At 65.3% G+C, this 25,344-nt stretch carries 29 protein-coding genes; 12 read left to right on the plus strand and 17 right to left on the minus strand.

The window, feature by feature from the left end:
* The first annotated feature begins 64 nt into the window (after positions 1-64).
* Positions 65-874, plus strand: a complete 810-nt coding sequence (locus HQ354_RS09150; RefSeq protein ID WP_167676337.1) for an SDR family oxidoreductase — start codon at positions 65-67, stop codon at positions 872-874.
* Positions 871-1,374, plus strand: coding sequence for an SRPBCC family protein (locus HQ354_RS09155; RefSeq protein WP_167676339.1), 504 nt, complete (start codon positions 871-873; stop codon positions 1,372-1,374). Before HQ354_RS09150 ends, HQ354_RS09155 begins: the two co-directional genes overlap by 4 nt.
* 4 nt (positions 1,375-1,378) lie before the next feature.
* Here HQ354_RS09155 and HQ354_RS09160 read toward each other — a convergent pair whose 3' ends face one another.
* Positions 1,379-1,885, minus strand: coding sequence for a DinB family protein (locus tag HQ354_RS09160; RefSeq protein WP_068427036.1), 507 nt, complete (start codon positions 1,883-1,885; stop codon positions 1,379-1,381).
* 130 nt (positions 1,886-2,015) lie between these two features.
* Here HQ354_RS09160 and HQ354_RS09165 point away from each other — a divergent pair, with 130 nt between their 5' ends.
* Entirely contained in the window at positions 2,016-3,029 is a 1,014-nt protein-coding gene (locus HQ354_RS09165) for an NADPH:quinone reductase (protein ID WP_167676341.1), read from the plus strand.
* Positions 3,030-3,090: 61 nt separating this feature from the next.
* Here HQ354_RS09165 and HQ354_RS09170 read toward each other — a convergent pair whose 3' ends face one another.
* Genes HQ354_RS09170 through HQ354_RS09205 form a run of 8 tightly spaced genes read right to left on the minus strand, consistent with a single transcriptional unit; the run spans position 3,091 to position 10,038 of the window.
* A complete protein-coding gene (locus HQ354_RS09170; protein WP_222635193.1) occupies positions 3,091-3,717 on the minus strand; it encodes a TenA family protein in 627 nt (208 codons plus the stop codon).
* The gene (locus tag HQ354_RS09175) at positions 3,714-4,466 is read right to left on the minus strand and encodes a glutamine amidotransferase (protein WP_068427041.1); all 753 of its coding nucleotides are present in this window, start codon (positions 4,464-4,466) and stop codon (positions 3,714-3,716) included. Before HQ354_RS09175 ends, HQ354_RS09170 begins: the two co-directional genes overlap by 4 nt.
* Before the next feature lie 8 nt (positions 4,467-4,474).
* The gene (locus HQ354_RS09180; protein WP_222635192.1) at positions 4,475-5,503 is read right to left on the minus strand and encodes a phosphotriesterase; all 1,029 of its coding nucleotides are present in this window, start codon (positions 5,501-5,503) and stop codon (positions 4,475-4,477) included.
* Positions 5,500-6,534, minus strand: a complete 1,035-nt coding sequence (locus HQ354_RS09185; protein ID WP_167676349.1) for an ABC transporter permease — start codon at positions 6,532-6,534, stop codon at positions 5,500-5,502. Before HQ354_RS09185 ends, HQ354_RS09180 begins: the two co-directional genes overlap by 4 nt.
* Positions 6,531-7,289 carry an ATP-binding cassette domain-containing protein gene (locus HQ354_RS09190; protein ID WP_068427045.1) on the minus strand — a complete coding sequence of 253 codons (759 nt, stop codon included), beginning with the start codon at positions 7,287-7,289 and terminating at the stop codon, positions 6,531-6,533. The genes HQ354_RS09185 and HQ354_RS09190 overlap by 4 nt, the downstream gene beginning before the upstream one ends.
* Positions 7,289-8,299, minus strand: coding sequence for a substrate-binding domain-containing protein (locus HQ354_RS09195; RefSeq protein WP_068427047.1), 1,011 nt, complete (start codon positions 8,297-8,299; stop codon positions 7,289-7,291). The genes HQ354_RS09190 and HQ354_RS09195 overlap by 1 nt, the downstream gene beginning before the upstream one ends.
* A complete protein-coding gene (locus tag HQ354_RS09200; RefSeq protein WP_068427049.1) occupies positions 8,296-9,192 on the minus strand; it encodes a carbohydrate kinase family protein in 897 nt (298 codons plus the stop codon). Before HQ354_RS09200 ends, HQ354_RS09195 begins: the two co-directional genes overlap by 4 nt.
* A 3-nt stretch (positions 9,193-9,195) precedes the next feature.
* Positions 9,196-10,038 (minus strand): BtpA/SgcQ family protein, encoded by an 843-nt coding sequence (locus tag HQ354_RS09205; RefSeq protein ID WP_068427051.1) that lies wholly within the window; start codon positions 10,036-10,038, stop codon positions 9,196-9,198.
* A 194-nt stretch (positions 10,039-10,232) separates the two neighbouring features.
* Here HQ354_RS09205 and HQ354_RS09210 point away from each other — a divergent pair, with 194 nt between their 5' ends.
* Positions 10,233-11,258, plus strand: coding sequence for a LacI family DNA-binding transcriptional regulator (locus HQ354_RS09210; protein ID WP_167676351.1), 1,026 nt, complete (start codon positions 10,233-10,235; stop codon positions 11,256-11,258).
* Here HQ354_RS09210 and HQ354_RS09215 read toward each other — a convergent pair.
* The 3 genes from HQ354_RS09215 to HQ354_RS09225 are packed head-to-tail and all read right to left on the minus strand — an operon-like array spanning position 11,219 to position 13,291.
* On the minus strand, positions 11,219-12,301 hold the full coding sequence (locus HQ354_RS09215) for a M20/M25/M40 family metallo-hydrolase (protein ID WP_222635191.1): 1,083 nt from the start codon (positions 12,299-12,301) through the stop codon (positions 11,219-11,221). The genes HQ354_RS09210 and HQ354_RS09215 overlap by 40 nt on opposite strands.
* A gap of 10 nt (positions 12,302-12,311) precedes the next feature.
* Positions 12,312-12,815 carry an alpha/beta fold hydrolase gene (locus HQ354_RS09220; RefSeq protein ID WP_068427057.1) on the minus strand — a complete coding sequence of 168 codons (504 nt, stop codon included), beginning with the start codon at positions 12,813-12,815 and terminating at the stop codon, positions 12,312-12,314.
* Positions 12,812-13,291, minus strand: coding sequence for a phosphoribosyltransferase (locus HQ354_RS09225; protein ID WP_068427059.1), 480 nt, complete (start codon positions 13,289-13,291; stop codon positions 12,812-12,814). Before HQ354_RS09225 ends, HQ354_RS09220 begins: the two co-directional genes overlap by 4 nt.
* A 131-nt stretch (positions 13,292-13,422) precedes the next feature.
* On the opposite strand from HQ354_RS09225, the gene HQ354_RS09230 reads away from it, so the two are divergent.
* The 4 genes from HQ354_RS09230 to HQ354_RS09245 all read left to right on the plus strand — a co-directional run bounded on the left by HQ354_RS09230 (position 13,423) and on the right by HQ354_RS09245 (position 15,997).
* A complete protein-coding gene (locus HQ354_RS09230) occupies positions 13,423-14,046 on the plus strand; it encodes a bifunctional 2-polyprenyl-6-hydroxyphenol methylase/3-demethylubiquinol 3-O-methyltransferase UbiG (RefSeq protein ID WP_222635190.1) in 624 nt (207 codons plus the stop codon).
* A gap of 149 nt (positions 14,047-14,195) precedes the next feature.
* Positions 14,196-14,558 carry a VanZ family protein gene (locus HQ354_RS09235; RefSeq protein ID WP_222635189.1) on the plus strand — a complete coding sequence of 121 codons (363 nt, stop codon included), beginning with the start codon at positions 14,196-14,198 and terminating at the stop codon, positions 14,556-14,558.
* 38 nt (positions 14,559-14,596) lie between these two features.
* The gene (locus HQ354_RS09240) at positions 14,597-14,794 is read left to right on the plus strand and encodes a type II toxin-antitoxin system VapB family antitoxin (RefSeq protein WP_068427065.1); all 198 of its coding nucleotides are present in this window, start codon (positions 14,597-14,599) and stop codon (positions 14,792-14,794) included.
* Positions 14,795-15,202: 408 nt separating this feature from the next.
* Positions 15,203-15,997: an alpha/beta fold hydrolase gene (locus HQ354_RS09245; RefSeq protein WP_222635188.1), complete on the plus strand. Its 795-nt coding sequence runs from the start codon at positions 15,203-15,205 to the stop codon at positions 15,995-15,997.
* Between the two features lie 4 nt (positions 15,998-16,001).
* Here the strand turns inward: HQ354_RS09245 and HQ354_RS09250 are convergent, their stop codons facing one another.
* Together HQ354_RS09250 and HQ354_RS09255 are read right to left on the minus strand one after the other, a co-directional pair.
* A complete protein-coding gene (locus HQ354_RS09250; RefSeq protein WP_222635187.1) occupies positions 16,002-17,108 on the minus strand; it encodes an acyl-CoA dehydrogenase family protein in 1,107 nt (368 codons plus the stop codon).
* A gap of 10 nt (positions 17,109-17,118) precedes the next feature.
* Complete coding sequence (locus tag HQ354_RS09255) at positions 17,119-18,294, minus strand: acyl-CoA dehydrogenase family protein (protein ID WP_222635186.1); 1,176 nt, start codon at positions 18,292-18,294, stop codon at positions 17,119-17,121.
* A 77-nt stretch (positions 18,295-18,371) separates the two neighbouring features.
* On the opposite strand from HQ354_RS09255, the gene HQ354_RS09260 reads away from it, so the two are divergent.
* Genes HQ354_RS09260 through HQ354_RS09275 form a run of 4 tightly spaced genes read left to right on the plus strand, consistent with a single transcriptional unit; the run spans position 18,372 to position 21,659 of the window.
* A complete protein-coding gene (locus HQ354_RS09260; protein WP_222635185.1) occupies positions 18,372-18,938 on the plus strand; it encodes a histidine phosphatase family protein in 567 nt (188 codons plus the stop codon).
* A gap of 1 nt (position 18,939) precedes the next feature.
* Positions 18,940-19,422: a RidA family protein gene (locus HQ354_RS09265; protein ID WP_068427076.1), complete on the plus strand. Its 483-nt coding sequence runs from the start codon at positions 18,940-18,942 to the stop codon at positions 19,420-19,422.
* 9 nt (positions 19,423-19,431) lie between these two features.
* A complete protein-coding gene (locus HQ354_RS09270; protein WP_222635184.1) occupies positions 19,432-20,916 on the plus strand; it encodes an ABC transporter permease subunit in 1,485 nt (494 codons plus the stop codon).
* Positions 20,913-21,659: an amino acid ABC transporter ATP-binding protein gene (locus HQ354_RS09275; protein ID WP_308115214.1), complete on the plus strand. Its 747-nt coding sequence runs from the start codon at positions 20,913-20,915 to the stop codon at positions 21,657-21,659. Before HQ354_RS09270 ends, HQ354_RS09275 begins: the two co-directional genes overlap by 4 nt.
* A 32-nt stretch (positions 21,660-21,691) precedes the next feature.
* Here the strand turns inward: HQ354_RS09275 and HQ354_RS09280 are convergent, their stop codons facing one another.
* Genes HQ354_RS09280 through HQ354_RS09290 form a run of 3 tightly spaced genes read right to left on the minus strand, consistent with a single transcriptional unit; the run spans position 21,692 to position 25,253 of the window.
* Complete coding sequence (locus HQ354_RS09280) at positions 21,692-23,761, minus strand: xanthine dehydrogenase family protein molybdopterin-binding subunit (protein ID WP_222635183.1); 2,070 nt, start codon at positions 23,759-23,761, stop codon at positions 21,692-21,694.
* Positions 23,758-24,753, minus strand: a complete 996-nt coding sequence (locus tag HQ354_RS09285; protein WP_222635182.1) for a xanthine dehydrogenase family protein subunit M — start codon at positions 24,751-24,753, stop codon at positions 23,758-23,760. Before HQ354_RS09285 ends, HQ354_RS09280 begins: the two co-directional genes overlap by 4 nt.
* Positions 24,750-25,253 carry a 2Fe-2S iron-sulfur cluster-binding protein gene (locus tag HQ354_RS09290; RefSeq protein WP_167676367.1) on the minus strand — a complete coding sequence of 168 codons (504 nt, stop codon included), beginning with the start codon at positions 25,251-25,253 and terminating at the stop codon, positions 24,750-24,752. Before HQ354_RS09290 ends, HQ354_RS09285 begins: the two co-directional genes overlap by 4 nt.
* Positions 25,254-25,344: the final 91 nt, after the last annotated feature.

Genomic DNA, 25,344 nt, shown 5'->3' on the forward strand with positions numbered 1-25,344 from the left:
CCATAGGCTTACCTACTATGAAATTTCAAATTCCGTGAAACTTCGATGCACGTACGGTGGTCCCATGAGCCTTCCCAAGCCAGGCCCCGATCGCACGGCAGTGGTGACCGGCGCGTCGTCGGGCATCGGTGAAGAGATCGCCCGCGAACTCGCCCGGCGTGGTCATGGCGTCACCCTCGTCGCGCGGCGCGAGGACAAGTTGGCCGCGTTGGCCGCCGAACTCGGCGAGACAGCGCACGTGCTGGCCGCGGACCTGTCGAAGCGCTCCGATCGCGCGGCATTGCTGGGCCGCATCGAAGCCCTCGGCCTGACGCCGGACATCCTCGTCAACAACGCGGGACTGTCCACGCTCGGGCCCGTCGCTGCGTCCGATCCCGAGGCGGAGCTCAACATGATCGAGGTCGACGTCGCATCCGTCGTCGACCTGTGCAGCCGGTTCCTCCCCGGCATGACGTCGCGACGACGCGGTGCGATCCTCAATGTCGCGTCGACCGCCGCGTTCCAGCCCCTCCCCGGTCAGGCCGGGTACGGCGCATGCAAGGCGTTCGTTCTGTCCTACACACAGAGCCTCACCGGAGAGCTGAACGGCACGGGCGTCACCGCGACTGCCCTGTGCCCCGGCCCGGTCGACACCGGTTTCGGTGAAGCAGCGGGTTTCTCGAAGGAGGACGCCGAAGCCGCACTGCCGTCGGTCATGTGGATGCCCGCCGACGCCGTCGCCAAGACCGGCGTCGACGGTATGGCCAAGGGCCAGATGGTCGCGATTCCGGGGACCGTCAACCGCGTCGCGTCGGTGTTCGCCGCGGTGACGCCCCGAAAGCTGTTGGTGCCCATCCTCGCTCGCAACCATCCCGGACTTCGGAGGGGACGATGACCCGTGAGATGACCGTCTCGGACAGCGTCGTGGTGAACGCCGATCCGGACACCCTGTACGCCGCCATCAGCGATCCCACGAAGATGGGCGACTGGAGTCCGGAGAATCTCGGAGCCGTCGTGACCGATCCACGGGACACTGCCTACGTCGGGATGCACTTCGTGGGCCGGAACAAGCGCGGCGGCGCGACGTGGGTGACCCGCTGCACGGTCACGGTCGCCGATCCGGGTAAGGCGTTCGAATTTCGCGTCCACGCGATCGGCGTGAAGAAGCCTCGCCTGAATGCCGCGAACGCCACGTGGCGCTACGACTTCGAATCCGTCGCCGGCGGAACGAAGGTCACCGAGACGTGGACCGACGACCGCCGAAAGTGGCCCGACGTCGCTGCCCTCGTGTTCGACAAGATCGTCACCCGCGGCAGGACGTTCCCGCAGTTCCAGCGTCGCAACATCCGGAAGACGCTGGACAACCTGCAGAAGGCATACGCGACGACGAGCTAGCGACCTACGCTCGCGAGAAGAGTCCTCGGACGTACGCCGCTTGCCCCGCGTGCTGAAGGTCGTCGGACACCACCGACACCAGGCGAACACCGAGGGTGACCGGCGGATCCCAGTTGTCGTCGACGACGCGATCGAGGTCCTCCGCGGTCAGCGACTCGACGTACGCCTTCGTCCTGGCGTGGACGGCGTCGTGATAGTCGCGGAGCAACTCCGCGCTGCTCGTGACGGCCGCGACGTCGTCGGAACTCTGTCCGTACCCGATGTCGCCGGCGTCGAAGGGAAGCGCGAACCGTTCGTGCCAGCCGTCCGCCGTCCAGACCTGCTCACTGCCCGCGACGCCGGCGACGTGATCGTCCTGCACGCGCGTGAGATGCCAGATCAACCACGCGACCGTGTTGGCGTCGGAATCCGGACGGAAGGAAAGAGCCTGGTCCGGAATGTCGTCGAGAGTGTCGTGGACGACGCCCTTGATGCGTTCGAACGCGTCGACGAGTACAGCGGCATGATTCATCGGGGCTCCTTCTGTGCGGCTTCGCACCCGTGCGCGGTCAGTTGGCCTCTGGACCAACTTTTCGCGCACGGGTGCGAAGCGCATACCCACGTTCGGAATTTTCATCACCGCGACGCCCGTTGCACAGAGAATGAAGGCAATTGCGTATACCGAGACCGGACCGTCCTCCGTACTGAACCTCGTCGAGCGAGAGCCCGGTGAGCCCGGTCCGGGTGAAGTCCGGGTCAAGGTCGTCGTGTCCGGCGTGAATCCGACCGACTGGAAGAACCGCACCGGCGCCACCGGCTCCCTCGGATTCGACGAGGTCGTACCGAACCAGGACGGGGCCGGAATCGTCGACGCGGCGGGACCGGGCGTCGAAGGTCTGGCCGTCGGCGACCGCGTTTGGCTTTATCTTTCCCAGTACCAGCGGCCGACGGGCACCGCACAGGAGTACACGGTCGTTCTCGCCGAGCATGTGGTGCGGCTGCCCTCCGAGGTGTCCTTCGACGTCGGCGCCAGCCTCGGCGTGCCTGCCATGACCGCGCACCGCGCGTTGACGGTGTCCGAGGACGGGCCGACGCGTCTACACCCCGGTGCGCTGCAGGGCAAGACCGTCCTGGTCGCGGGTGGAGCAGGGGCCGTCGGACATGCGGCGATTCAGTTGGCGCGGTGGTCGGGCGCGACCGTCGTGACGACCGTCAGCAGCCCCGAGAAGGGTGCACTCGCCACCGCGGCAGGCGCTCATCACGTCGTGAACTACAAGACCGGTGACGCCGAGGCCGAGATCAAGAAGATCGCGCCCGAGGGTGTCGACCTGATCGTCGAGGTCGCGCCCGCGCAGAACGCGAAATTGAACGCAGCTGTCGCCGGCAACCGTGCATCGATCGCGGTGTACGCGAACAACGGCGGCGACGCCTTCACCCTCGACATCCGGCCGCACATGATTTCGAACGCACGCTACCAGTTCGTGCTGCTGTACACCGTCGGCGACCAGGCGTTGAGGGCTGCGCAGGAGGACGTGAGCGAGGCAGCACGGGCAGGCGTCCTCGAGGTCGGTGAAGCGGCGGGCCTTCCGCTGCACCGGTATTCGCTCGAGGACACCGCGGCCGCCCACGACGCCGTCGAGAACGGTGCCGTCGGCAAGGTGCTGATCGACATCTAGGGGCCTTCGGCTCACGTGCGTGGGAATGTAGAGCGGGCTATACATTCCCACGCACGTGAGGCTATGCCGCCACCCCGTGAAACTGGTTCTCCGCCTGCAACATCCCGGAGAACCAGTCGTCGAGGGTGGCGTCGTCGATACGTGCGGGCAGTGCATCGACCTCACGCGCCAACGCCTCCACCTGCGCGACGAACGCAGGCTCGGTGTGCATGACGATCCAATCCTGCAGTGCCGGTTCACGTTCGACGTCCGACGCGAGCGCTTCGCGGCACCACGACAGGTACAGCGTCTCGGCCGCGAACATCCCGACGAGCGCTGCGGCTCGTCCGTGCTCACGCGCCAGACCCAATGCATACCTCGACAGCACCGACGACTCGGCCACCAGCGCATCGACATCGCCGTCGTACGGGAACTTCTCGCGTAGATCGGCGAAGTAGTCACGCTGCTCGCCGACGAGGTTGGACATCGACACGACGTGGTCGCGGGCGTCGTCCAACGACTCCGACTCCGCCACCACGAGACCGAGGATGCGCACGGCCGTCAGCACGAACGCCTCCTCGATCACCAGATATCGTCGAAAACCGTTGTCCGACAGTGTCCCCGCGATGGATTCGGCGATGAACGTCACCGCGCGCGACTCCGCGAGAGCTACCTGGTGACGCTCGATCAGCGCGGCCGCCCGACTCATTCCCCCGCTACCCACGTGATCAGGCCGTCGAACAGGTCGGTGTACCCCGCCCACTGCTCGCAGAACTCCGGGGGTGCCCAGTGCGGCGAGCAGTCCGACGTGAAGACCACCGAACGGCCCGTACCGTACTCCCCCGCCACGACGAGCGGGTCGCCGTTGATCGTCGCGGGCACGGCGGTACCGTCCTTCGCGACGACGCGGTTGTACCCGAGCAGTCCCGGCCATTCCGTTCCTGCGCCACCGAGTGCGGCGTGCGACGGGTCGTCGACCTGCGGCACCATGCCCGCGGGAGTTTCGACGCGATCGTCCTCGGGCAGCATAGTGACCGGCAGCGCGTCGGCCAACGCGGTCTGGCGAAACGCACCGCGAGCCTGGAAACCGGAGAACGACAGATACCCGCCGATCATCATCAACGCGCCACCGCCGGCAACCCAGTCACGCAACGCGGCGAGACGGTCCTCACCGGGCTGAAAACGGTCGAACACCCCCGGCGCCAACTGAATCGAGTTGGCGCCGATGTCCGACAGCACGACGACGTCGAACTCGGCGAGCGCCTCGGCTGTACCCGGGAACTGCGTCGGCACCAGGTGGGCCGGCATGTGCACGACGTCGTGGCCGCGCGAGGTCAGCGCGTCCTTCAGCGGCCCGACACCCTCGACGTACGAATGCACGGTGAACTCGTCGACGCCCTTGACGTGCGTGGACGTCGTCATCCAACTTTCGCCTGCGATCAGAACTTTCTTGCCCATGAAACTCTCTATCCTTTTCCGGCGTGCTCGAAGAGCGCCCTGGGGTTGTCTCGCATCAGCGAGGACACGTGCTCCGGTTCCATTCCGCCGCGCACCAATCGTGCGGCGAACGAGACCGGTACATAGGTGAATCCGTTGCCACCGTGCTTGCGGAGCATCGATTTCAGGAACAGGTCGTGGCTCAGCAGCAACTGCGTGCGGTAGCCACCGCCGACCAGACCCTGGATCGCGAGTGCCGTCTCCGCCGGGTACGGCGATTGCCCTTCACCCGGGAACTCGAACGGCATTCCGATCATGTCGAATTCGAGGTACACGCCACGGTCGGCGATCGAACACTGATATTCGGGGTCGTTGCCCGACGGGTCCATGTGGCACAACACCACCGAGCCCGGGTCGACGCCCATCTCGTCGACGACGATGTCGAGGACGTCGTGGCCGTACCGCTTCCAGCCCGGAAGGTGAACGAACAGGGGGACGTTCACTTCCCGCTGGGCCACACACGCCGCCCTGAGCGCTTTGGCCTCGTTGGGCGTGAACCACGGCGAGACACCGATCTCGCCGATCACGCCGGGACTCGGGCGGTCACCGGGCGCGAACTCCTCGATCAACGACGCCGCCAGCATGTCGACGCCGAGTTCCTCGACCTCGGCCGGGTGCGTGGATTCCAGGTACCAACCGCAGCCCATCACGACGCGGACTCCCGACGCCGCCGAGTATTCGGCCAGAATCCCCGGTCGACGGCCGATTCCCGGCGGGGTCAGATCGACGACCGTCGTTCCGCCGTTGTCCGCGAACGCTTTCAGGTCGTCGAGGACGGCAGCCGCGTCGTCGACCCGGCAGTTGTCGAGGCTGTGGTACGGGTTGTCGTGCAGCAGCCACGCGTCCTCGGCCCTGACCTGCCCTTGCAGAATCTCGGCGACACGCGGGTCGGAGGACTCGCTGTACGCCACCGATGCGTCGTTGTGCAGGTGTTCGTGCGGCAGAACGAGACCGAGCTCGGACGAGTCGATCGGGCCGGTGACCGTCTGTACTCTCACTGTCCGCCCGGCGCGTTCTGCAGGTGCTTCCACAGCTGCGCCAGCGAATGGCCGCGCATGTTGATCCAGATCGCGACCAGCAGAACGATTCCGGTGATGATCGGCGTCAGGAACGGGCTGACACCCAGCAGCGTGAGGCCGTTGGCGATGATGCCGGTCAGCACCGCACCGATGACCGTACCGACGACGGTGCCGCGGCCACCGAACAGGTTGGTACCACCGAGAACGACAGCCGTGATGACCGTGAGCTCGAATCCGTTGGCGGAGTTGGCCGATCCCGATCCGAGTCGCGCTGCGATGAGCAGACCGGCGATGCCGGCAGCGAGGCCGGTGAACACCAGCGTCATCATCAGGACGCGACGGGTGTTGACGCCCGAGCGTCGCACCGACTCGACGTTGGATCCGATGCCGGTGACGTAGCGTCCGAACCTCGTGCGGTTCAACGCGATCGCACCGATCACGACGACGATCAACGCGATCCATGCACTCGCCGAGAAGCCCAGCCACGACGCGGTGCCGAGCTTCGCGAAGTACGTGTCCGGCGTGATCGGGACCGAGAATCCCTCGGTGCGGTACAGCGCGATACCGCGAATGATCGACAGTGTCGCCAACGTGACGATGAACGGCGGAATACCTTGATACGCAGCGAGCCAACCGTTGACCAAGCCCCACGCCGCCCCCATCAGCGGAGCGGCGACGAACACGATCGACGAATCGACACCCGCCTGGATCAGTTCGGCGCTCATCGCGGCGACGAATGCCACCGTTGCGCCGACCGACAGGTCGATCTGCCCCGTCGTGATCACGAACGTCATCGCCACCGCGATGATGAGCACCGGCGCGATCTGCGTCGCCAGGTTCGAGATGTTGGTGAAGGTCAGGAACGACGACGTCGTCACCGAGAACACCAGTGCCACAGCGACAGTGACGGCCAGCATCGCGAGCGTCGGTTTGTTCAGCGACTGCCAGAACGTGGGCCTGGCCGCGAGCGTGCTCACCGACGGCTGTGCGCTCTTGTCGATGGTGATCATGCTTGTCCTCCCTGCGGAACAGGTGTGCGGGTGATCAGACCGACCAGCGACTCGATGTTCAGATCGCCGATGGGTACGTCGTCGACGCTCTCACCCTCGTACATGACGGTGATGCGGTCGCAGACCCGGAAGAGGTCCTGCAGTCGGTGCGTCACCAGGATGACGCCGACGCCCTGTGCTGCGACGTCGGTGATCAGCTTCAGCACCGATTCCACCTCGGCGACGGCCAACGCGGCCGTCGGCTCGTCGAGGATGAGTACGTCGGGTCGGAACGACACGGCACGCGCGATGGCGACGGTCTGGCGCTGTCCACCGGACAGTTGACCGATCTCCTGATACGTCGATTTCACCTTGACGTGCAGGTCGGCCAGGATCTCGGCGGCCTTGGAATGCATGCCGTGGCGATCGAGGAACGGGCCCTTCCGCGGCTCGCGCCCGAGGAACAGATTGCTGGCGACGTCGAGCGTGTCGCACAGCGCCAGATCCTGGTAGACGATGCCGATCTTCTTCTGTTGCGCGTCGAGCGGCGTCGAGAACTTCACCGGCTCGCCGTTCACACGCATTTCGCCACCGTCGTGTTGGACGGCGCCGGCAAGGATCTTCATGAGCGTCGACTTGCCGGCGCCGTTGTCTCCGACGACCCCGAGTACTTCCCCCTTGGACAGTCGAAGATCGACTCCGCGTAAGGATTTCACCGGGCCGTACGATTTGGTGATCCCGGACAGTTCGATCAACGGCGCGCTCGTAGGTGCCATCACTTCTCCAGGTAGTAGAGGTAGTCGTCGACATTGTCGGGGGTGACGATCTGCGTCGGAACCGGAATGTCGGCGGGCGCCTCGCGGCCGCAGCCGAGGTCGATGGCGGCGTTCATGGCTTCGTAGCCGAACTCGAAGGTGTTCTGCTGCACGACGCCCTTCAGCCAGCCTGCGTTCAGTGCGCTGACGGCCTGGTCGGACAGATCCCAGCCGACGGCCTGGACACGGTCCTGTGCGTTCTGGCTGTTCACCGCGGCGACCAATCCGATCAGCGCGGGCTCACCGGTCGCGTAGACGTACTCCATGTCGGGGTTGCCGGTCAGCAAGTTCTCGGCCGCGGCCTGCGCGTTCTCCTGGATGTTCCGGCCGTCGACGACGGTTCCGACGGTCATGCCCGCGGCGGACACGGTGTCGGTGAAACCCTTCTGACGCTCGAGCTGGACGGTACTGTTCAACGCACCGACGATTCCGACTGTGCCTGTGCCACCGGACATCTCGGTGAGGGTCGCGCCGATCTGCTTACCGCCCTCCTCGTTGGCCGTTCCGACCTGGGTCGACAGAGCAGGGTCGTCGACGACGGCATCGACGGCGACGACGGGGATGCCGGCCGCGTCTGCCTTGACGATCGACGGCTTGATGCCGTCGGTGTCGATCGCGTCGACGATGATCGCGTCCACACCGGAGGCGATCAGGTTGTCGAACGCGTTGGCCTGCGTGACCGAGTCGTCGTTGCCGCTGATGATTTGCAGGTCGACGCCGGTCCGATCGGCGATCTTCTGTGCAGCAGTGTTGATCTGGTTGAAGAACAGCGCCTGCAGGTTGATCGTCACGAGACCGACCTTCAACGTGCCGTTCTTGCCTTCGCAGGCTTCGGCGACGCGGCTGGGCTCCGGGATGGACGCCGCTGCGGTCGAGCCGTCGCCCGTGTCGCTGGACGACGCCGAGTCGCAGGCGGTGAGTGACAGCGCCAGTGCGGCGCCGACCACGAGCGGAAGAGCGCGTTTCATCATGGGATCTCCTGGAGGTCGAGTGAGCTGTGGTTCATGAAGGCGAGCAGTTCGGTGCGAGTCGGGCAGCCGCGCGGGCCGGCGGTCGCGCAGGCCAACGCGGCGGAGGCACCGGCGAGACGTGCCGCGTCGACAGGAGGTGTTCCCGCGTCGACGAAGGCGATATAGGTGCCGCAGAAGCAATCTCCGGCGCCGACGGCATCGATGACGTCGACCTGAACAGCAGGTTCGGTGGTGACCTCGCCGGTAGGGGTCACGAGGCTCCAGCCCCGCTCGCCGTCGGTGAGGACGAGGTAGGTGTCGTGCTGCGAGGCCAGCTCGGCGGATCGGGCGTCGTCGATGCCGAAGGCCCGCTCCCACAGGCTGCGCCCGACGATGACGTGATCGGCGAGCGCGAAGGCACGCAGCGCCGCGTCGCGATCCTCGCACCCGTCGAGATCGATTGCGACGTCGACGCCGTCGGGCAGACGTTCGGGAAGGAACGCCGCTCGGTAGCCGTCGACGAACAACCGTCCACCACCTGCGTCTGCGATTCTCCGTATCACCGCGGCGATCCGGCCCGCGTCGTTGGCGTCGTCCTGGCTGATGATCGAGCGATCCCCACCGTCGGCGATGAGAACCACGGCCGTCGACAGGAACGCGTCGCGCGGCGCCCAACTGGTGTCGACGCCGCCCCGTTCGAGATTCTCGAGAAACTCGGTCGACCGCACGTCCGGCCCGACGGCACCCGCGAAGAAGACCCGCGCGCCCATCCGTGCGGCCGACACCGCGGCGTTGGCGTTCATGCCGCCGTCGATAGAGACGATCGACGTGGCCTGGACACGCTCACCGAGCACGGGTACATGCGGAACCTGCACTGTCACATCGTTGTTGGCGTATCCGCAGAAGACGATCATGACTTACTTGCCCGCCGCACGAGCCAGGGTACGGACCTTGTCGCCTGCGACGCGGCCCCACCAGCGGCTGTTCTCCTTGACGGACGAGGCGATGATCGCACCGTCGCACTCTTTCATCAACGTCGCGACGTTCTCGGCGGTGATGCCGGACCCGATGATGACGGGCAGAACGGTGTTCGACTTGATCAGTGACACCTCGTCGACGGAGGCAGCGTCGCCGGTGCGCGAACCGGTCGCGATGAGCACGTCGGCGTCGAAGAATTCGGCATCCTCGGTCTGCTCCGCGATGGTGCGGTCGGCGACGATGGCGTGCGCACCGTGCTTGACGTGCACATCCGCGAAGATCCGCACCGGATCGGCGCCGATGCGATGGCGGAATCGGGTGGTCTTGGCAGCCTGACCCTCGATGAATCCCTCGTTGGCGACGTAGGCGTTGGCCCACTGGTTGACGCGAACGAAACTGGCACCTGCGGCCCACGCTGCGGCGACACCGCATTCACCCGCATTCGACAGGATGGAGACGCCGACGCTCTTGCCGAACTCGCCCACGACAGCCGCCGTCACGACGCCCATGCTGGCCGCGGTCTCGTATCCATGTTCACCGGGCTTGAGGAACGGTATGTCCCAATGATTTTCGACGATGACCCCGTCGAATCCGTTGTCGATGTAGGCGTGGGCCTCCTCCACGGCGAAGGCTGCGATCTCGGATACCGGCATGCCCTTGTAGTGCGGGCTCCCGGGCAACGCCGGAAGGTGAATCGCGCCGATGAGGGACGGGCTGCCGGTGAACATCTCGGCCAGCGCCGACGGCTTTGCCGGGAAGACTCCCAGCGAGGACGTACTCACGAAAACTGCTCCTTGGACTGAACTGCGGAACGTTCGGATGTAATCGATTGCCTTGCGTACATGCACCGTAGGCGATCGACACCTGGTTGTGTCAAGGATTTCTCGAGTCGTTTATGTAAACGATTGCCTCTATTGTGTTACCCAGGGTCTTCCAGACCCGTCGGTTCGCTGATCTCGCACTCGAAAGGAGACGAATGCGCAAGGCAACCATCCGCGACGTCGCAGAGCGTGCAGGCGTCTCGACGGCAACCGTGTCGAGAGCGCTGTCCGGCTCCCGACCGGTCTCGGACGAGCTGGCCCGAACCATTCGGAAAGCCGCCGACGACCTCGGCTATTCGGGCAACATCATCGCCAGCTCGCTCCGTCGCAGCAGGACGGACACCGTCGGCATGGTGGTGCCGAGCATCGCCAACCCGTTCTTCACCTCGCTCGTGGAGAACGTCGAACACGTACTGTCGCAGCGCGGCCTCCAGCTGTTCCTGTGCGATTCACGCTCCGACCCGGACGTCGAAGCGCAGCGACTGCGCAGTCTGGTGTCCCGTCAGGTCGACGGCATCATCATCAGCCCGTGCCACGGAGCGCGTTCCGCCGAGGCCGTGCGCACGAGCGCGAAGGCGCTCCCGGTCGTGCAACTCGACCGCTTCGCCAAGGACACGCACACGGACTGGGTCGGCGTCGACGACGATGCCGCGCAAGCACTCGTCATGGACCATCTCGACTCCCTGGGTGTGCGGACCGCAGCCTTCATCAGTTCGACACTGACCAACTCGTCCACCGAGCTACGCAGAGCAGGGTTCTTCCGCCACGCCGCGCGGGTAGGAATCGAGACGCGCGAAGAGTGGACGCTCCTCGGCTCGTACTCCATCGAATGGGGACGGGCGGCGTCACATACCATCTTGGACAACGACTCTCGCCCGGACGCCGTGGTGTGCGCCGACGATCTGATCGCGCTCGGCGTTCTGCAGTCGTGCAGCGCCCTCGGACTGTCCATACCCGGCGACGTCATGGTCACCGGCTTCGACGACATCCCGTTCTCGGCACTCAGCAGTCCCCCGCTGACGACGGTGCGTCAACCCCAGGAACGCATTGCGATCGAGGCCGCCCGTCTGTTGGATCAGGCGATGAACGACACCGTCACCGGCGCCGCGCACATCGCACTGAAACCCGAACTGGTAGTACGTCAGTCGACCGTCGGCCAGGCACGCGCCACCGCGGTGTAGGCCCGGGCGGCGGCGTCGACCTCCGCGAGCGAGACGCTCTCGTTCGCGGCGTGCATCAAGGCGGGAGTTCCCGGGCCCCAGACGACGATCGGTGCCGACGGCGCGGTAGCCGCCAGAATCGACGCGTCGGTGAAGTACGTGACCGGGCCGTCGGCGACAGCGGTGGCCAGCGAGCGCACCCACGGATCGCCGGAAGGCGTCCGCACGCCCGGGAGGTCGATCCGCGCCTCGACGCTGTGGACCTCCGGCTGACTGCGCCACCAGGCGAGCAGGTTCTCTCCGGTTCCGACGGTGCGATGGTCGACGATCACCTGCGCCGCGTCGGGCACGATATTCGGAGCCGAACCGCCGCCGATCGTGCCGACGTTGAACGTCTCGGCGCCGAGGAACGGGTCTTCTGCGAGAGGGAGTTCGGTGCGCGCACGGGCCAGCACGTCGACCAGCTTCATGATGGCGCTCTCGCCTTTCTGCGGCGTACTTCCATGCGCAGCAACGCCTTTCGTCGCGACGTCGAGCCACAACGCGCCACGATGTCCGAGGTGCACACCGTTCCCGGTCGCCTCCGGAACGATGACGGCACCCACCGAACAGTCGGCAACGGCATGCCGGGCCGCCTGCGCTCCGAGCGACCCGATTTCCTCGTCGCTCGTCAGCAGCAGCGCGATCGGGATACCGCGCTCGGCCGCGTCGATCACTGCAGCCGTCGCGGCGACGAGTCCCGCCTTCATGTCCGACGTACCCCGGCCGTGCAGTAGACCGTTCTCGACCGATGCGGCGAACGGATCGAACTCCCAGTGCACGAGGTCACCGGGTGGCACCGTGTCGACGTGGCATGCGAACACGAGTCGTGTCGCCGACGGCGGTGCATCGTTGGTGAGCAACAACCAAGGGTGCGCGCCGTCCGGTTCACCCTGGACGTCCACGGTGCCTACCTTCGACTTCACCACGGACACAACGGTCTCCATGGTCAGCCGCTGCGGATCCGGGTCGCCCGACACGGTCCGTCGGGCGACGAGTTCCTGGAGCAGTCCGGTCGAGTCCATGTCGTCAGTTCTACCGGATGTCGTCGGCAATACCGTTCTCGAGGCCGAGAAATTGGTGTCCACCCGTCGCATGAACGGTGACACGGGCCGACGGCAGGGCTGCGGCGTTCAGCGCGAGATGATCGAACGGTACGACGTCGTCGTCGCGGCAATGATGCAGCGACAGAACGGTTTCGGGCTCGGCGTCCCCGAGCGCATAGTCCGGCACGTCCCAACCGCGCGGCGACCAGTCCGGCATCGCGAGCACGACGGCCGTGCGAAGAGGTCGCGGCTCTTCCGCCAGAACGCGTACCAGAATCGACGCGCCGAAAGAGTGTGCGACGACACGGTCGTCGGGACCGAGCGCGTCCAGCCTGCGACGAAGGGGCGTCGCCCATCCTTCGAAGGACATGTCCTCGCCGGAGAATTCCGGCATGTCCGTCTCGAGACCGAGCAGCTCGCCGATGCCGTCGGCCAGCGGCCTGTCGTCGAGGTATCCCCCGGCGCCGTGAACGAAAAGCAGTCGCGCACTCATGATTTCGAAATGGTCGGCAGGGTCGACCACGGAAAGTTGATCCACCGGTCCGTTTCACGCCACGAGAAGTCGGGGGCGACGATGGACCGCGGTTTCGTGTAGATGACCGCCGACTTCACCTCGTCGGTGTGTTTCTTCAACAGTTCGACGACGAGGGCGAGCGTACGCCCGGAATCGGCGACATCGTCGACGACGAGAAGCCGCTTGCCGACGACGGCATCGGTGTCCAGTAGCGGCTCGAGCACGATCGGGTCCGGCAGCGTCTCCTCGATGTCGGAGTAGAACTCGACGTTCAGCGTCCCCGCGGCCTTGACGCCCATCGCGTAGGCGATCGCGCCCGCGGGGATGAGGCCACCGCGAGCGATGGCGATGACGATGTCCGGGACGAATCCGTCGTCGACGATCTTCTCGGTCAGCTCGCGGGACGCGGCGCCGAACGCTTCCCAGGTCAAGACTTCGCGCGCGGGTTCGCTCATGGTGGCGATTATGGCGCCTTCGGCACCCGTGCGCGCATAGTTGGCCCAGGTTGCAACTTTCCACTCACGCCCGGTTTGCCGATACAGCAAAACATGTTGCGCATTCCGCATTTCACTGGCACTCTCGTGACATGCACACACACGACGAGCAGCCCGTCTTCGATCAGCCGTTCTGGGACAACCTCTACACCGAGCAGGCGCAGCGCTGGAGCGGCAACGCCAATCCCGTCCTCGTCACCGAGGTATCGAAGCTGACGCCGGGCACCGCACTGGACATCGGCAGCGGCGAAGGTGGCGACGCGCGCTGGCTCGCCGATCACGGCTGGACCACCACCGGCGCCGACATCTCCGAGGTCGCGCTGCAGCGAGCACGCGACGAGCAGGGCGACCGGAACATCGAATGGCTGCACCGCGACCTACTCGAGTGGGAGCCTACGAGCCGATACGACCTCGTCACCGCTCACTTCTTCCAGCTCCCCGCCCACCAGACCGGGCCCGCGTTCCAGCGCTTCGGCCGTGCCGTCGCACCCGGTGGACATCTGCTCATCGTCGGACACAGCCCGAACGACCACCTCGCGTCGCAGCACAAGCACAGTCAACTGTTGTTCGACGTCGACGCCATCACGTCTCTGTTCGACGACGCGGAATGGACGACGGTCGTCGCCGAGGACCGGCCGCGTCCGGCTGTCGATCCCGACGGGACTCCCGCCGAGCGAATGGATGTGGTGGTGCTGCTGCGGCGTGCCGCGAGCTGACCGAATGTGGCCATCCGGTCACTCAGAGTGAGCGAGGGACGCCCTAGCTCTCGGGGGCGGGCGGAGGCCGGTCGGAGCGAATGTGGCCTTCCGGTCACTCGGAGTGACCGGATGTGACATTCGGTCGGGTAGCGGCGAGAGTGGACCGAATGCCGCTGAAGTACTACGTCCCGCTGACGATTTCGATGACCGCTGCACTGATCATCTTGTTCACGCCGGCGTCGGGAGTGCCCAGCGGGTTTCAGCACAGCGACAGAATCATTCACTTTCTCCTGTTCACCGCGTTGGCCTACTCGTCGCGGTTCGCGGGCATCTCGGTGGCGCGAACCGCAGCATGGATCGTCGCGTTCGCGGTGGCGTCGGAAATATTGCAGGCCGTCCTCCCCCTCGGCCGCACCGGCGGCGTGGACGACGCGCTGTTCGATGTGCTCGGAGTTGGTGCGGGTTTGCTGATTGCTGCCGCAGCGCTTCCGACAAGCTCCCGGCAGCAGCCCACTCTGCGGCACGAATAGTGGCATCATGTGGTGAGGATCGACGACGGGAGACTAGAATGCGTACCACTCTTGCCCTTGACGACGATCTTGTCGCCGAGGCTCAGCGCCTGACCGGCACCATGGAAAAAGCTGCGCTCGTCAGGGAAGCTCTCGGCGCGCTGATCGAACGTGAAAGCGCCAGAAGACTGGCACGCCTCGGCGGCACCGAGCCGGGCCTCACCAACACCCCGCGCCGCCGAAGCGAGCCCGCGTGATCCTGGTCGATACATCGATCTGGATAGACCATCTTCGTTCTGGAAACGACGACCTCGCCCACTACTTGACCCATCGGTGTGGTGCTCGTTCACCCCTGGGTCACTGGAGAAATTGCTCTGGGAAACCTCCACAACCGGACCGAAATTCTCGGGTTGCTGACGAACCTTCCGCAGGCGTCCGTCGCCGAGCCCGCCGAACTCTTCACCATGATCGAACGAGAAAGACTGTACGGCCGAGGGATTGGCTTCGTGGACGTCCAATTGCTCGCCGCAACAAGGCTGACGCCTGATGCCCAGTTGTGGACACGCGACAGAAGGTTGAGCAAGACCGCCGCTGCTCTTGCAATCCGCACTGTCTCAGGGTGATCTAGATTGAGACGCACGCCCCCAGCCGAGAGGAAGTGCGCCATGAAGTTCGCCCGCTCGAAGATCGCGGCCGTCACCACAGCAATCGCCGCAAGTCTGACGTTCGGCGCGGGCACGGCCGTCGCACAGGATCTGCCGACGGTCGTGCTGGTGCACGGCGCCTTCGCCGACGCCTCCAGCTGGGACGGTGTCGCCGGCGACCTTCGCGCGCGCGGCTATGACGTCGTCGTCCCCGACAATCCGCTGCGCGGACCCGGCTTCGATTCCGACGCGATCGAGGAGGTCGTGAACGGCATTACAGGGCCGGTGGTGCTCGTCGGACATTCCTACGGCGGAACCGTCATCACCAACGTGCATTCGCCGAACGTCGAATCGTTGGTCTACGTTGCCGCGTTCGTACCGGCGGCCGGCGAACCCGCGGCACTGGCGTTGGATCCGTTCTGGTTCGGACTGACCTCGCTACTACCGCCGGTGCTCGGGCTCGAGGTCGTCGAAGACTCGTCCAACATTCTCGGGAAGAACGTCGATTCCTTCATCGAGCCGACGCTGTTCAAGCAGTATTTCGCGCCCGATGTCAGCGACGAACAGGCCGCGAAAATGATTGCGACCCAGAAGTCCATTGCCGCGGTGGCACTTGTCGAACCTAGTGAACCGCCGTCGTGGGCGGGCACACCGAGCTGGGCGCTGATCCCCCAGCAGGATCAGATCATCCCGCCTGCATCGGAGAAATTCATGGCCGAGCGTGCCGGCGCGAAGATCACCGAGGTACCCGGGTCGCACGCGATTCTCGTGTCGAACCCGGGTGCCGTCGTCGATCTGGTGATTCAGGCGTCTTAGGCGCTCAGCGCACGTGCGCGGTCAGACTCCTGAGGTGTTCGTCGCCACCGCCGAGGGTGTGCTCGATCGCCACCAGCCGCGAAACATAGTGTCCCACCGGGTATTCCGCGGTGACGCCGATTCCACCGTGCAGCTGGATCGCTTCCTGCCCCAGCTTGCGCGACGACCGTGAGATCTGCAGCTTCGCCCGCGACGCGACCGTGGGATCCACGACGCCGTCGGCCAGATTCATCGTTGCGTAGAGCGACATGCTGCGTGCGAGTTCGAGCAGCACGTACATGTCCGCCGCACGGAACGTCAGCGCCTGGAACTTCGCGAGCGGAACGCCGAACTGCTTGCGCTGCTTGAGATAATCCGTCGTCAACCGCAATGCCTCTTCCATCGCGCCGACGGCCTCGGCGCACAGGGCAGCCTGCGCCCGCACCTCCGACGCGACGATGGCATCGGTCGCGTCCGAGCCCTCACCCAACGGTTCCGCAGCGACGTCCGAGAACGACAACTGTGCCGCACGCCCACCGTCGTGCGTGCGATACCCCTTGCGCGTCAGTCCCTGTGCGTCACCGTCGACCAGGAACAGTCCGACGCCACCGCCGGGCAACGCCGCACTGACGACGAGAAGGTCGGCATTCGCGCCGTGCGGAACCGGATTCTTGACCCCGTTCAACGCCCAGGCCCCGCCGTCCTCGGTCGCGGACACCGTGACGTCGATGTGCGGCCAGCGACTGCCGGTCTCGTTGTGCGCGAACGCAAGCAGCGTCGTTCCCTCGGCCACGCCCGGTAGGATTCGCCCCCGCTGATCCGTGCTCCCGACGTCGGCGATCAATCCGCCGGGGACGAGCACCGCGTCGAGAATCGGCTCGGGTGCCAGGCGTCGTCCGACCTCGGTCATGACGGCCATGATCTCGACGGGGCCCGCGTCCATGCCGCCGTCGTCCTCGGAGAAACTCAGCCCCAGCAGGCCGACCTCGGCGAGCTGCTTCCACACGTCGGTCGACCAGCCTGGGTCGTCGGCGACGATCTTGTTTCGCTTCTCCGTGTCGTACGCCCGGACGAGCACCTCACGGGTGGTGTCTCGGAGAAGTTTCTGTTCTTCGTTCAGTTCGAAATCCATGGCTGAAACCTCACAATCCGAGAATCGTCGACGAGATGATCTGACGCTGCACTTCGTTGGAACCGCCGTAGATCGACACCTTGCGGTAGTTGAGATACGTGGGCACCGATCGCTGTGCCCAGCCCTCGCTCTCGATGTCGTCTCCCGCCTCGTACGGCAGCGAATCCGGGCCGGCGATGTCCATCAGCAATTCGGTGACGGCTTGCTGCAGCTCGGATCCGCGCAGTTTCAGAATGGACGACGCCGGATTGGGCTTGCCGTCCGAACTACCCGACACCAAGCGCAGCTGGGTGATGTCCAGTGCCACGATGTCGTTCTCGAGTTCCGCGATGCGCGCGGCGAACAGCGGATCGTCGAGGAGCGTGCCGGTGCCGAGTTTCGTTGCCGCAGCGTGCTTCTTGGCCTCTTCCAGAGCAACCTTGGTGTGGCCGAGCCGGGTGATGCCGGTGCGCTCGTTGCCGAGCAGGAACTTCGCGTAGCTCCAGCCCTGATTCTCTTCTCCGACAAGGTTTTCCGCCGGAACGCGGACGTTCTCGAAGAACACCTCGTTGACCTCGACGCTACCGTCGATGAGCTTGATCGGGCGGACCGTGATGCCGGGAGTCTTCAGATCGATCAACAGGAAGGAGATGCCCGCCTGCTTCTTGGGCGCATCCGGGTCGGTGCGCACGAGAGCGAAGATCCAGTCGGCGTACTGGCCGAGCGTCGTCCACGTCTTCTGGCCGTTGACGATGTAGTCGTCGCCGTCACGGGTAGCCGTCGTGCGCAACGACGCGAGATCCGAACCCGCCTCCGGCTCGGAGAACCCTTGACACCACCAGATGTCCAGATTCGCGGTCTTCGGGAGGAACTTCTCCTTCTGTTCCTGCGAACCGAACGTCGCGATGACCGGACCGACCATCGACGCGTTGAACGTCAACGGCTCCGGCACCGACGCCAGCTGCATCTCGTCGAGCCAGATGTGCCGCTGCGCGTCCGTCCAATCCCGTCCACCGAACTCCGTCGGCCAATGCGGAACAGCGAGTCCGTTCGCGTTCAAGATCCGCATCGTCGTCACCACGTCTTCTTTGGTGAGCTCGACCCCCACCCTGTTCTTCTCGCGAATCTCCGCGGGAATCTCGGTGGTGAAGAACGTCCGCATCTCGTCGCGAAACGCAGCTTCCTCTTCTGTCAGGGCAAGATTCATTCTGGTCCCTCCGCTTCTAGCACCACAGCTGTCACCTCGACCGTACTCTCCGGTAACTGGTCTATTCTGCAGTAACTATGACTTTTCTGGCTCTGGTGCGGCACGGCGAAACCGACTGGAATCTGCACGGGCGCCTGCAGGGAAGCTCGGACATCCCGCTCAACTCGACGGGACGTGCGCAGGCACGCGAAGCCGGGTACGAACTCGACGATCGGCAGTGGGACCTTCTCGTCAGCTCGCCGCTCTCTCGGGCCGCCGAGACCGCCGACATCATCGGCACGCACCTCGGCATCGAACGCACGGCGACGTACCCCGATCTCGCCGAACGTCACTTCGGCGAGGCCGAGGGATTCACCGACTACGACGCCTACTCACGGTGGCCGCACGGCATGTATCCCGGCTTGGAACCCCGCCGGGACCTGATGGTTCGCGGTGTCCGAGCCGTCGACGAGATCGCGTCGACGCATCCGGACAAGTCGGTCATCGCCGTCGCGCACGGCGGGGTCATTCGCGCGATACTCGACGCGATCAGCGGGGTCGCGTCGCCACGCATTCTCAACTGTGGTGTGTCGACACTGACGCACGACGGGACCGAATGGACCGTGGAGACGATCAACGGTGTAGCCGCTCGAAGGGTCTGGTGACATGGAGATCGAACGACGAATCGACGAACTCGGGTTCGTGCTGCCCGAGCCGCCTCGGGCTCCCGAAGGATTCGAGTTCGCTTTCGAGTGGGTTCGGGTATGCGGCAGCCGTGTCTTCGTCTCCGGCCATTCCCCGCAACACGCGGACGGCACCCTCGCGGGCCCGTTCGGGGCCGTCCCGTCGGAGGTCTCGGTCGACGACGCCACCGACGCCGCGAGGGACACAGCGCTGGCCGCGCTGGCGAGTATCAAACGCGCCATCGGTGATCTCGATCGGATCAGCGCGTGGCTCACCGTCTCCGGCAGTGTCAACGCAGACCACGGATTCACGCAGACCACGACGGTGATGAACGGCTTCTCGGACCTCATCGTCCAGGTGTTCGGACCCGAGATCGGAGCACATGCGCGTTCCGCGATCGGAGTGGCTGCGCTACCGATGAACAACGCCGTGGTTGTATCGGCGGAGATCGAAATCGACGGCTAGAGAGGCCCAATGAAGCGCGCGTTTGCATTACTGGCCGCCATCGCTGCGCTGCTGGCCGTGGCCGGGTGCGGATCGTCGTCGGGACCGTTGCTCGAACAGATCGAGGACAAGGGTGTCATCGTCGTCGGCACCGAAGGGACCTACAGTCCGTTCAGTTTCCAGGGTTCCGACGGACAGCTGACCGGCTACGACATCGACGTCGTCAACGCGGTCGCGCAGGAATTGGGCGTGCGCGTCGAATTCGTGCAGACACCGTTCGACTCGATCTTCGCCGGCCTGGAGTCCCAGCGCTTCGACCTGATCGCGAACCAGGTGACGATCAACCCCGAGCGACAAGGCGCCTACGACCTGTCCAAGCCGTACACCGTGTCCGAGGGCGAGATTCTCACGACGGCAGCGAACACGTCGATCACCTCCACCGCCGACCTCGCGGGAAAGACGACAGCACAATCGTCGACGAGCAATTGGGCCGGAGTCGCTTCCGACGCGGGTGCGAACGTCGAGGCCGTCGAAGGATTCGTTCAGGCCGTCACGCTCGTCAAGGACGGACGTGTCGACGCCACCGTCAACGACAGCCTCGCGATCGCCGAGTACCTGAAGACGACGGGCGACACCGGGGTCAAGGTCGCCGCCCAGACCGGCGACACCAGCTACCAGGCGTTCGTCGCCCGCAAGGACACCGGGCTGATGGACGAGATCGATTCGGCCATCGACACGTTGCAGGCCGACGGCACTCTTGCGCAGATCTCCGAGAAGTACTTCGGCTCCGACGTCGCCGCACCCACCGCGGACACACAGGCGCCGACGTCCGACGCGGCCGCGTCGGACGGCCGATCGAAACTCGATCTGATTCTCGACAACCTGTGGCCGATGCTGAAAGCCACTGTCACGATGACCATTCCGCTGACCGCGATCAGCTTCGTGATCGGTCTGGTGATCGCGCTCGCTGTCGCCCTGGCGCGGATCTCGTCGAACAAGGCTCTGTCGAGCGTCGCGAGGTTCTACGTCTCGATCATCCGCGGCACTCCCCTGCTACTGCAACTGTTCATCGTGTTCTACGCGCTGCCCGAGCTCGGGGTGGTGATCGATCCGTTCCCTGCTGCGGTCGTCGCGTTCAGTCTGAACGTCGGCGGTTATGCGGCCGAGGTGATCAGAGCCGCGATACTCAGCGTGCCGAAGGGCCAGTGGGAGGCGGCCGAGACGATCGGCATGGGCTATCGGACGTCGTTGCAGCGCATCATTCTTCCGCAGGCCTTACGCACCGCCGTCCCGCCGCTGTCCAACACGTTGATCTCGTTGCTCAAGGACACCTCGCTCGCGTCGACCATTCTGGTGACCGAGTTGCTGCGCGTCGCACAGCTCGCGGCGGCACCGACGTTCGACTTCTTCGCGCTGTACAGCGTTGCGGCGATCTACTACTGGGTCATCTGCATGATCCTCTCGTTCTTCCAAGGCAAACTCGAAGTCCGACTCGACAGGTATGTGACGAAATGACCGATCTGCTCGACGTACAGGGTCTGCGTAAATCGTTCGGAGACAACGAAGTCTTGAAGGACGTGTCGTTCTCGGTGCCGACAGGCACGGTGACCGTCGTCATCGGGCCGTCGGGGTCGGGTAAGACGACGGTGCTCCGGGCGTTGAACGCGTTGGATCCGGCAGACGCGGGGATGATCCGGATCGGTGACGTGACGGTCGATTTCAACTCGTCGGTCAGCTCGACATCGCTCCGCGCCTACCGTGCCCAGAGCGGCATGGTGTTCCAGCAGCACAACCTCTTCCCGCACAAGACGGTGCTGCAGAACGTGATCGAGGGTCCCGTGATCGTGCAGAAGCGGCCGAAGGACGACGCCATCGCCGACGCACGCGAGCTGCTGAAGCAAGTCGGTCTGGCCGAGAAAGCCGACCAGTACCCGTTTCAGCTGTCGGGCGGTCAGCAACAGCGCGTCGGGATCGCACGGGCGTTGGCGTTGAAGCCGAAGCTGATGCTGTTCGACGAACCGACGTCGGCTCTGGATCCCGAACTGGTGGGCGAAGTGCTGTCCGTGATCAAAGGCCTTGCTGCGCAGGGGTGGACGATGGTCGTCGTGACACACGAGATCCGCTTCGCCGAACAGGTGGCCGACGACGTGTTGTTCATCGAGGGTGGCGTCGTCGTCGAGCGGGGTGCGCCGGCGAAGGTCCTACGGGATCCGTCGGAGGCCAGGACCAGGAAGTTTCTGGAGCGAATCCTCATGTGAGTGCGAATGTATAGCCCTCTGTACATTCGCACTCACAGGTGCGGCAGCACCTTGTCCACGGTGATCGGGAAATCTCGCACCCGCACACCCGTCGCATGGTAGACGGCGTTGCCGATCGCCGCCGGTGAGCCGACGATACCGATCTCCCCGATCCCCTTGCCGCCCATCGGATTCAGCTCGTCGTCGTTCTCCTCGACCCAGATCGCGTCGATGTCGGGCGTGTCCGCGCACACCGGCACGTGATACTCGGCGAGGTCGTGGTTGGAGAAGCCGCCGAACTCGCGATCGGTGTTGCCCACCTCCATCAGCGCCATCCCGAGCCCGAACGTCATCCCGCCGATCAGCTGCGATCGCGCCAACCTCGGATTCATCACCCGCCCGATCCCGTACACGCCGAGCATGCGCCTCACCCTCACCTCACCGGTGTCGACGTCGACCTCCACCTCGGCGAAGTGTGCGCCGAACGCCATGCGCGCCAGCTCTTTCTGCTCTTCCAGGTCGTCGGAGGTGTCGACGGACACCTCGGCAGGCCCTGTCGCATCGGCGATCGGCCCTACCTGTTCGACGAGCGTCCTGCACGCCTTGGTGACGGCCCAGCCCCACGACGAGGTTCCCGAAGAACCGCCGGCGCCAGGCGCTTTCGGCAGCGCGCTGTCACCGAGCTTCAGCTCGACGCGATCGGCGGATACGTCGAGCGCATCGGCGGCGATCTGCCGCAGCACCGTCCGCGCTCCGGTACCGATGTCCGACGCGGCCACGGACACCGTGATCGAGCCGTCCTCACCCAGCGACGCCGACGCCGACGACGGACTGATCAGCACGGGATAACTCGCCGTGGCGACACCCATCCCGATCAGTGTGCGGCCGTCGCGTCGGTGACCGGGGCGAGGGTCGCGCTCGGACCACCCGAATCGCTCGGCACCGGTACGAAGACACTCGACGAGGCTGCGCGACGAGAATCGGTTGCCGCTCGCGGGATCGACATCGGGTTCGTTCAGGATTCTCAACTCGATCGGATCGATGCCGACGGCGTAGGACAACTCGTCGATCGCCGTCTCCTGCGCGAGCATTCCGGGCGCCTCCCCCGGCGCGCGCATCCACCGCGGCGTCGGAACGTCCAGGACGGCCAACCGATGCGTCGTACGACGGTTCGGCGACGCGTAGATGTGGCGCGACGACTCGGACGTCTGTTCACAGAACTCGAACACATGCGACGTCTGCTGGAACGAATCATGCACGAGCGCGGTGAGTTTGCCGTTCTCGTCGGCACCGAGGCGGAAACGGCTGATAGTCGGCGTGCGATATCCGACGAGATCGAACAGCGACTGCCGCGGCAGTGCGAGCTTGATCTTTCGTCCGGTCGCACGGGCCGCCATCGCCGCCAACACCGCGTTGGGCCGCGTGCTGCCCTTGGAGCCGAAACCGCCGCCGACGTTCTCGGACACGACCCGCACCGCCGAGGAGTCGAGACCGAAGAGGGTCGCGAGATCGCCTTGCACCCCGGACGGCGCCTGCGTCGAATCCCAGACGGTCAGAACGCCGTTCGACCACTCGGCAGTAGTTGCGTGTGGTTCCATCGGGTTGTTGTGATTGGCCGCCGTCGAATACCACCGGTCGACGACATGAGTCGCCGACGCCAGCGCCGCATCCGGGTCTCCTTCGGTCACGTCCGTCGGAAATCCTGCGTTGACCGACTCCGGCGCGAACAGCGACGGATGCTCCGCCGACAGACCGTTGTCCGGCGTCTGCTCGTCCGCGTACGTAACCTGGACGCGTTTCGCTGCATCCCACGCCGCTTCCAGCGAGTCGGCGACGACGATTGCCACCACCTGACCGCGGTAGAACACCCGATCCGATTGCAGCACAGCGAGTTCGCCGTCCTCGATCTCACCGAGCTTCTCCGCGTTGCGGTGCCAGAGCAGGGTGACGGCATCGTCGGCTCGCACGTCGACGACCCTGCCCGTGGGTATCGTCGCGGGCACGATGGCGCAGTAAGCCGTGGCCGCGTCGACCGGTTGGTCGACTGCGTACCGCGCAGCACCGGTGACCTTGGCGATGCTCTCGGTGCGCGCGAGGGGCTGACCGATGGCTGCCGTGCTCATACCGATGCCTCCCTGCGGGTCAGTTCGGTCAACGCCTCGGTCACGAGATTGCGAACCAACGGGATCTTGAACGTGTTGTCGCGCAACGGATGTGCCGCCTTCAATTCGAGATCGATGGCCTCTCTGAACACCTCGTGCCTGGCGAGGCGCCCCAGCAGATCCCCCTCGGCCGTGTATGCACGCCACGGCTTGTGCGCAACACCGCCGAGCGCGATGCGCGCCTCGGTCACCTGGCCGTCCTCCACCCGCAACACCGCCGCGACGGACGCCAGCGCGAACGCATACGACGCCCGGTCGCGCACTTTGCGGTACATCGACATCGTGCCTGGGGGCAGCGCGGGGATGCGAAGTCCGGTCACGATCTCGTCGTGTTCGATCCTGGTGTCCTTCTGCGGCGTATCGCCGGGCAGGCGGTAGAGCTCGCCGATCGGAACCGTGCGTGTCCCACCGGGTCCCGCGACGACGACGACTGCATCGAGCGCCGTGAGCGCGACCGCCATGTCGGAGGGGTGCGTCGCAACGCAGTGTTCCGACGCCCCGAGAATGGCGAGGTTGCGATGCTCACCCTCGATTGCGGGACAACCGGATCCGGGCTCACGCTTGTTGCACGGCTTGCTCGCGTCCATGAAGTAGACGCAACGGGTGCGCTGGAACAGGTTGCCGCCGGTCGTGGCCATGTTGCGGAGCTGGCCCGACGCGCCGGACAGCAACGCTCGCGACAGCACCGGATAACGGCTGCGCACAACGGGATGCACAGCCAGATCGCTGTTGGTGACCGCAGCACCGACGTGCAGACAACCGTCGTCGGCGACGCCGATCTCGGTCAGCGGCAGGCGTGACACGTCGACGAGCGAGGACGGCTGCGTCGCACCGAGTTTCATCAGATCGACGAGGTTCGTTCCGCCACCGAGAAGAGAGGCGCCCGGGTCGGCAGCGAGTCGGGCTATGGCGTCGTCGACATCGGTTGCGACGTCGTAGGCGAACGTCCTCATCGGCCTGCCTCCAGCACCGCCGGAATGATGTTCGCGTAGGCGCCGCATCGGCAGAGGTTGCCGCTCATGCGTTCGCGGACCTCGTCGCGATCGAGTTCGACGTCGGCCTCGGGCGGGTCGTCGGTGACCGCGCTGGGCCACCCCTGTTTGGCTTCTTCGAGCATGCCGACGGCGGAGCAGATCTGTCCCGACGTGCAGTAGCCACACTGGAACGCGTCGTTGTCGATGAAGGCCTGCTGGACCGGGTGAAGAACATCTCCGTCGGCGAGACCTTCGACGGTGGTGATGTCACGGCCCTGGTACCCGATCGCCAAGGCAAGGCAACTGTTAATGCGCCTGCCGTCGACCAGGACCGTGCACGCGCCGCACTGTCCGTGATCGCAGCCCTTCTTGGCGCCGACGAGGTCGAGATGTTCGCGGAGTGCATCGAGCAGCGTGGTCCGCACGTCGCAGTCGATGTCGTGGTCGGCGCCGTTCACGCGGAGTGTGACTCTGCTCATGGCCGCTCGGTTACCCTGCGCCTGGGCCGTCAAACGTTCAAACGCCCTGCGGCCCAACGAAGGTTAGGGTATCCAAAAGATTACCCGTGCG

It is taken from the genome of Rhodococcus sp. BP-261 (assembly GCF_019835205.1).
Lineage (GTDB): Bacteria > Actinomycetota > Actinomycetes > Mycobacteriales > Mycobacteriaceae > Rhodococcoides > Rhodococcoides kyotonensis_B.

Coding starts and splice junctions, on each gene's coding strand:
- HQ354_RS09150 (WP_167676337.1), top strand. CDS start 65: ATGAGCCTTCCCAAGCCAGGCCCCGATCGCACGGCAGTGGTGACCGGC.
- HQ354_RS09155 (WP_167676339.1), top strand. CDS start 871: ATGACCCGTGAGATGACCGTCTCGGACAGCGTCGTGGTGAACGCCGAT.
- HQ354_RS09160 (WP_068427036.1), bottom strand. CDS start 1,885: ATGAATCATGCCGCTGTACTCGTCGACGCGTTCGAACGCATCAAGGGC.
- HQ354_RS09165 (WP_167676341.1), top strand. CDS start 2,016: ATGAAGGCAATTGCGTATACCGAGACCGGACCGTCCTCCGTACTGAAC.
- HQ354_RS09170 (WP_222635193.1), bottom strand. CDS start 3,717: ATGAGTCGGGCGGCCGCGCTGATCGAGCGTCACCAGGTAGCTCTCGCG.
- HQ354_RS09175 (WP_068427041.1), bottom strand. CDS start 4,466: ATGGGCAAGAAAGTTCTGATCGCAGGCGAAAGTTGGATGACGACGTCC.
- HQ354_RS09185 (WP_167676349.1), bottom strand. CDS start 6,534: ATGATCACCATCGACAAGAGCGCACAGCCGTCGGTGAGCACGCTCGCG.
- HQ354_RS09190 (WP_068427045.1), bottom strand. CDS start 7,289: ATGGCACCTACGAGCGCGCCGTTGATCGAACTGTCCGGGATCACCAAA.
- HQ354_RS09195 (WP_068427047.1), bottom strand. CDS start 8,299: ATGATGAAACGCGCTCTTCCGCTCGTGGTCGGCGCCGCACTGGCGCTG.
- HQ354_RS09200 (WP_068427049.1), bottom strand. CDS start 9,192: ATGATCGTCTTCTGCGGATACGCCAACAACGATGTGACAGTGCAGGTT.
- HQ354_RS09210 (WP_167676351.1), top strand. CDS start 10,233: ATGCGCAAGGCAACCATCCGCGACGTCGCAGAGCGTGCAGGCGTCTCG.
- HQ354_RS09215 (WP_222635191.1), bottom strand. CDS start 12,301: ATGGACTCGACCGGACTGCTCCAGGAACTCGTCGCCCGACGGACCGTG.
- HQ354_RS09220 (WP_068427057.1), bottom strand. CDS start 12,815: ATGAGTGCGCGACTGCTTTTCGTTCACGGCGCCGGGGGATACCTCGAC.
- HQ354_RS09225 (WP_068427059.1), bottom strand. CDS start 13,291: ATGAGCGAACCCGCGCGCGAAGTCTTGACCTGGGAAGCGTTCGGCGCC.
- HQ354_RS09230 (WP_222635190.1), top strand. CDS start 13,423: ATGCACACACACGACGAGCAGCCCGTCTTCGATCAGCCGTTCTGGGAC.
- HQ354_RS09235 (WP_222635189.1), top strand. CDS start 14,196: ATGCCGCTGAAGTACTACGTCCCGCTGACGATTTCGATGACCGCTGCA.
- HQ354_RS09240 (WP_068427065.1), top strand. CDS start 14,597: ATGCGTACCACTCTTGCCCTTGACGACGATCTTGTCGCCGAGGCTCAG.
- HQ354_RS09245 (WP_222635188.1), top strand. CDS start 15,203: ATGAAGTTCGCCCGCTCGAAGATCGCGGCCGTCACCACAGCAATCGCC.
- HQ354_RS09250 (WP_222635187.1), bottom strand. CDS start 17,108: ATGGATTTCGAACTGAACGAAGAACAGAAACTTCTCCGAGACACCACC.
- HQ354_RS09255 (WP_222635186.1), bottom strand. CDS start 18,294: ATGAATCTTGCCCTGACAGAAGAGGAAGCTGCGTTTCGCGACGAGATG.
- HQ354_RS09260 (WP_222635185.1), top strand. CDS start 18,372: ATGACTTTTCTGGCTCTGGTGCGGCACGGCGAAACCGACTGGAATCTG.
- HQ354_RS09265 (WP_068427076.1), top strand. CDS start 18,940: ATGGAGATCGAACGACGAATCGACGAACTCGGGTTCGTGCTGCCCGAG.
- HQ354_RS09270 (WP_222635184.1), top strand. CDS start 19,432: ATGAAGCGCGCGTTTGCATTACTGGCCGCCATCGCTGCGCTGCTGGCC.
- HQ354_RS09275 (WP_308115214.1), top strand. CDS start 20,913: ATGACCGATCTGCTCGACGTACAGGGTCTGCGTAAATCGTTCGGAGAC.
- HQ354_RS09280 (WP_222635183.1), bottom strand. CDS start 23,761: ATGAGCACGGCAGCCATCGGTCAGCCCCTCGCGCGCACCGAGAGCATC.
- HQ354_RS09285 (WP_222635182.1), bottom strand. CDS start 24,753: ATGAGGACGTTCGCCTACGACGTCGCAACCGATGTCGACGACGCCATA.
- HQ354_RS09290 (WP_167676367.1), bottom strand. CDS start 25,253: ATGAGCAGAGTCACACTCCGCGTGAACGGCGCCGACCACGACATCGAC.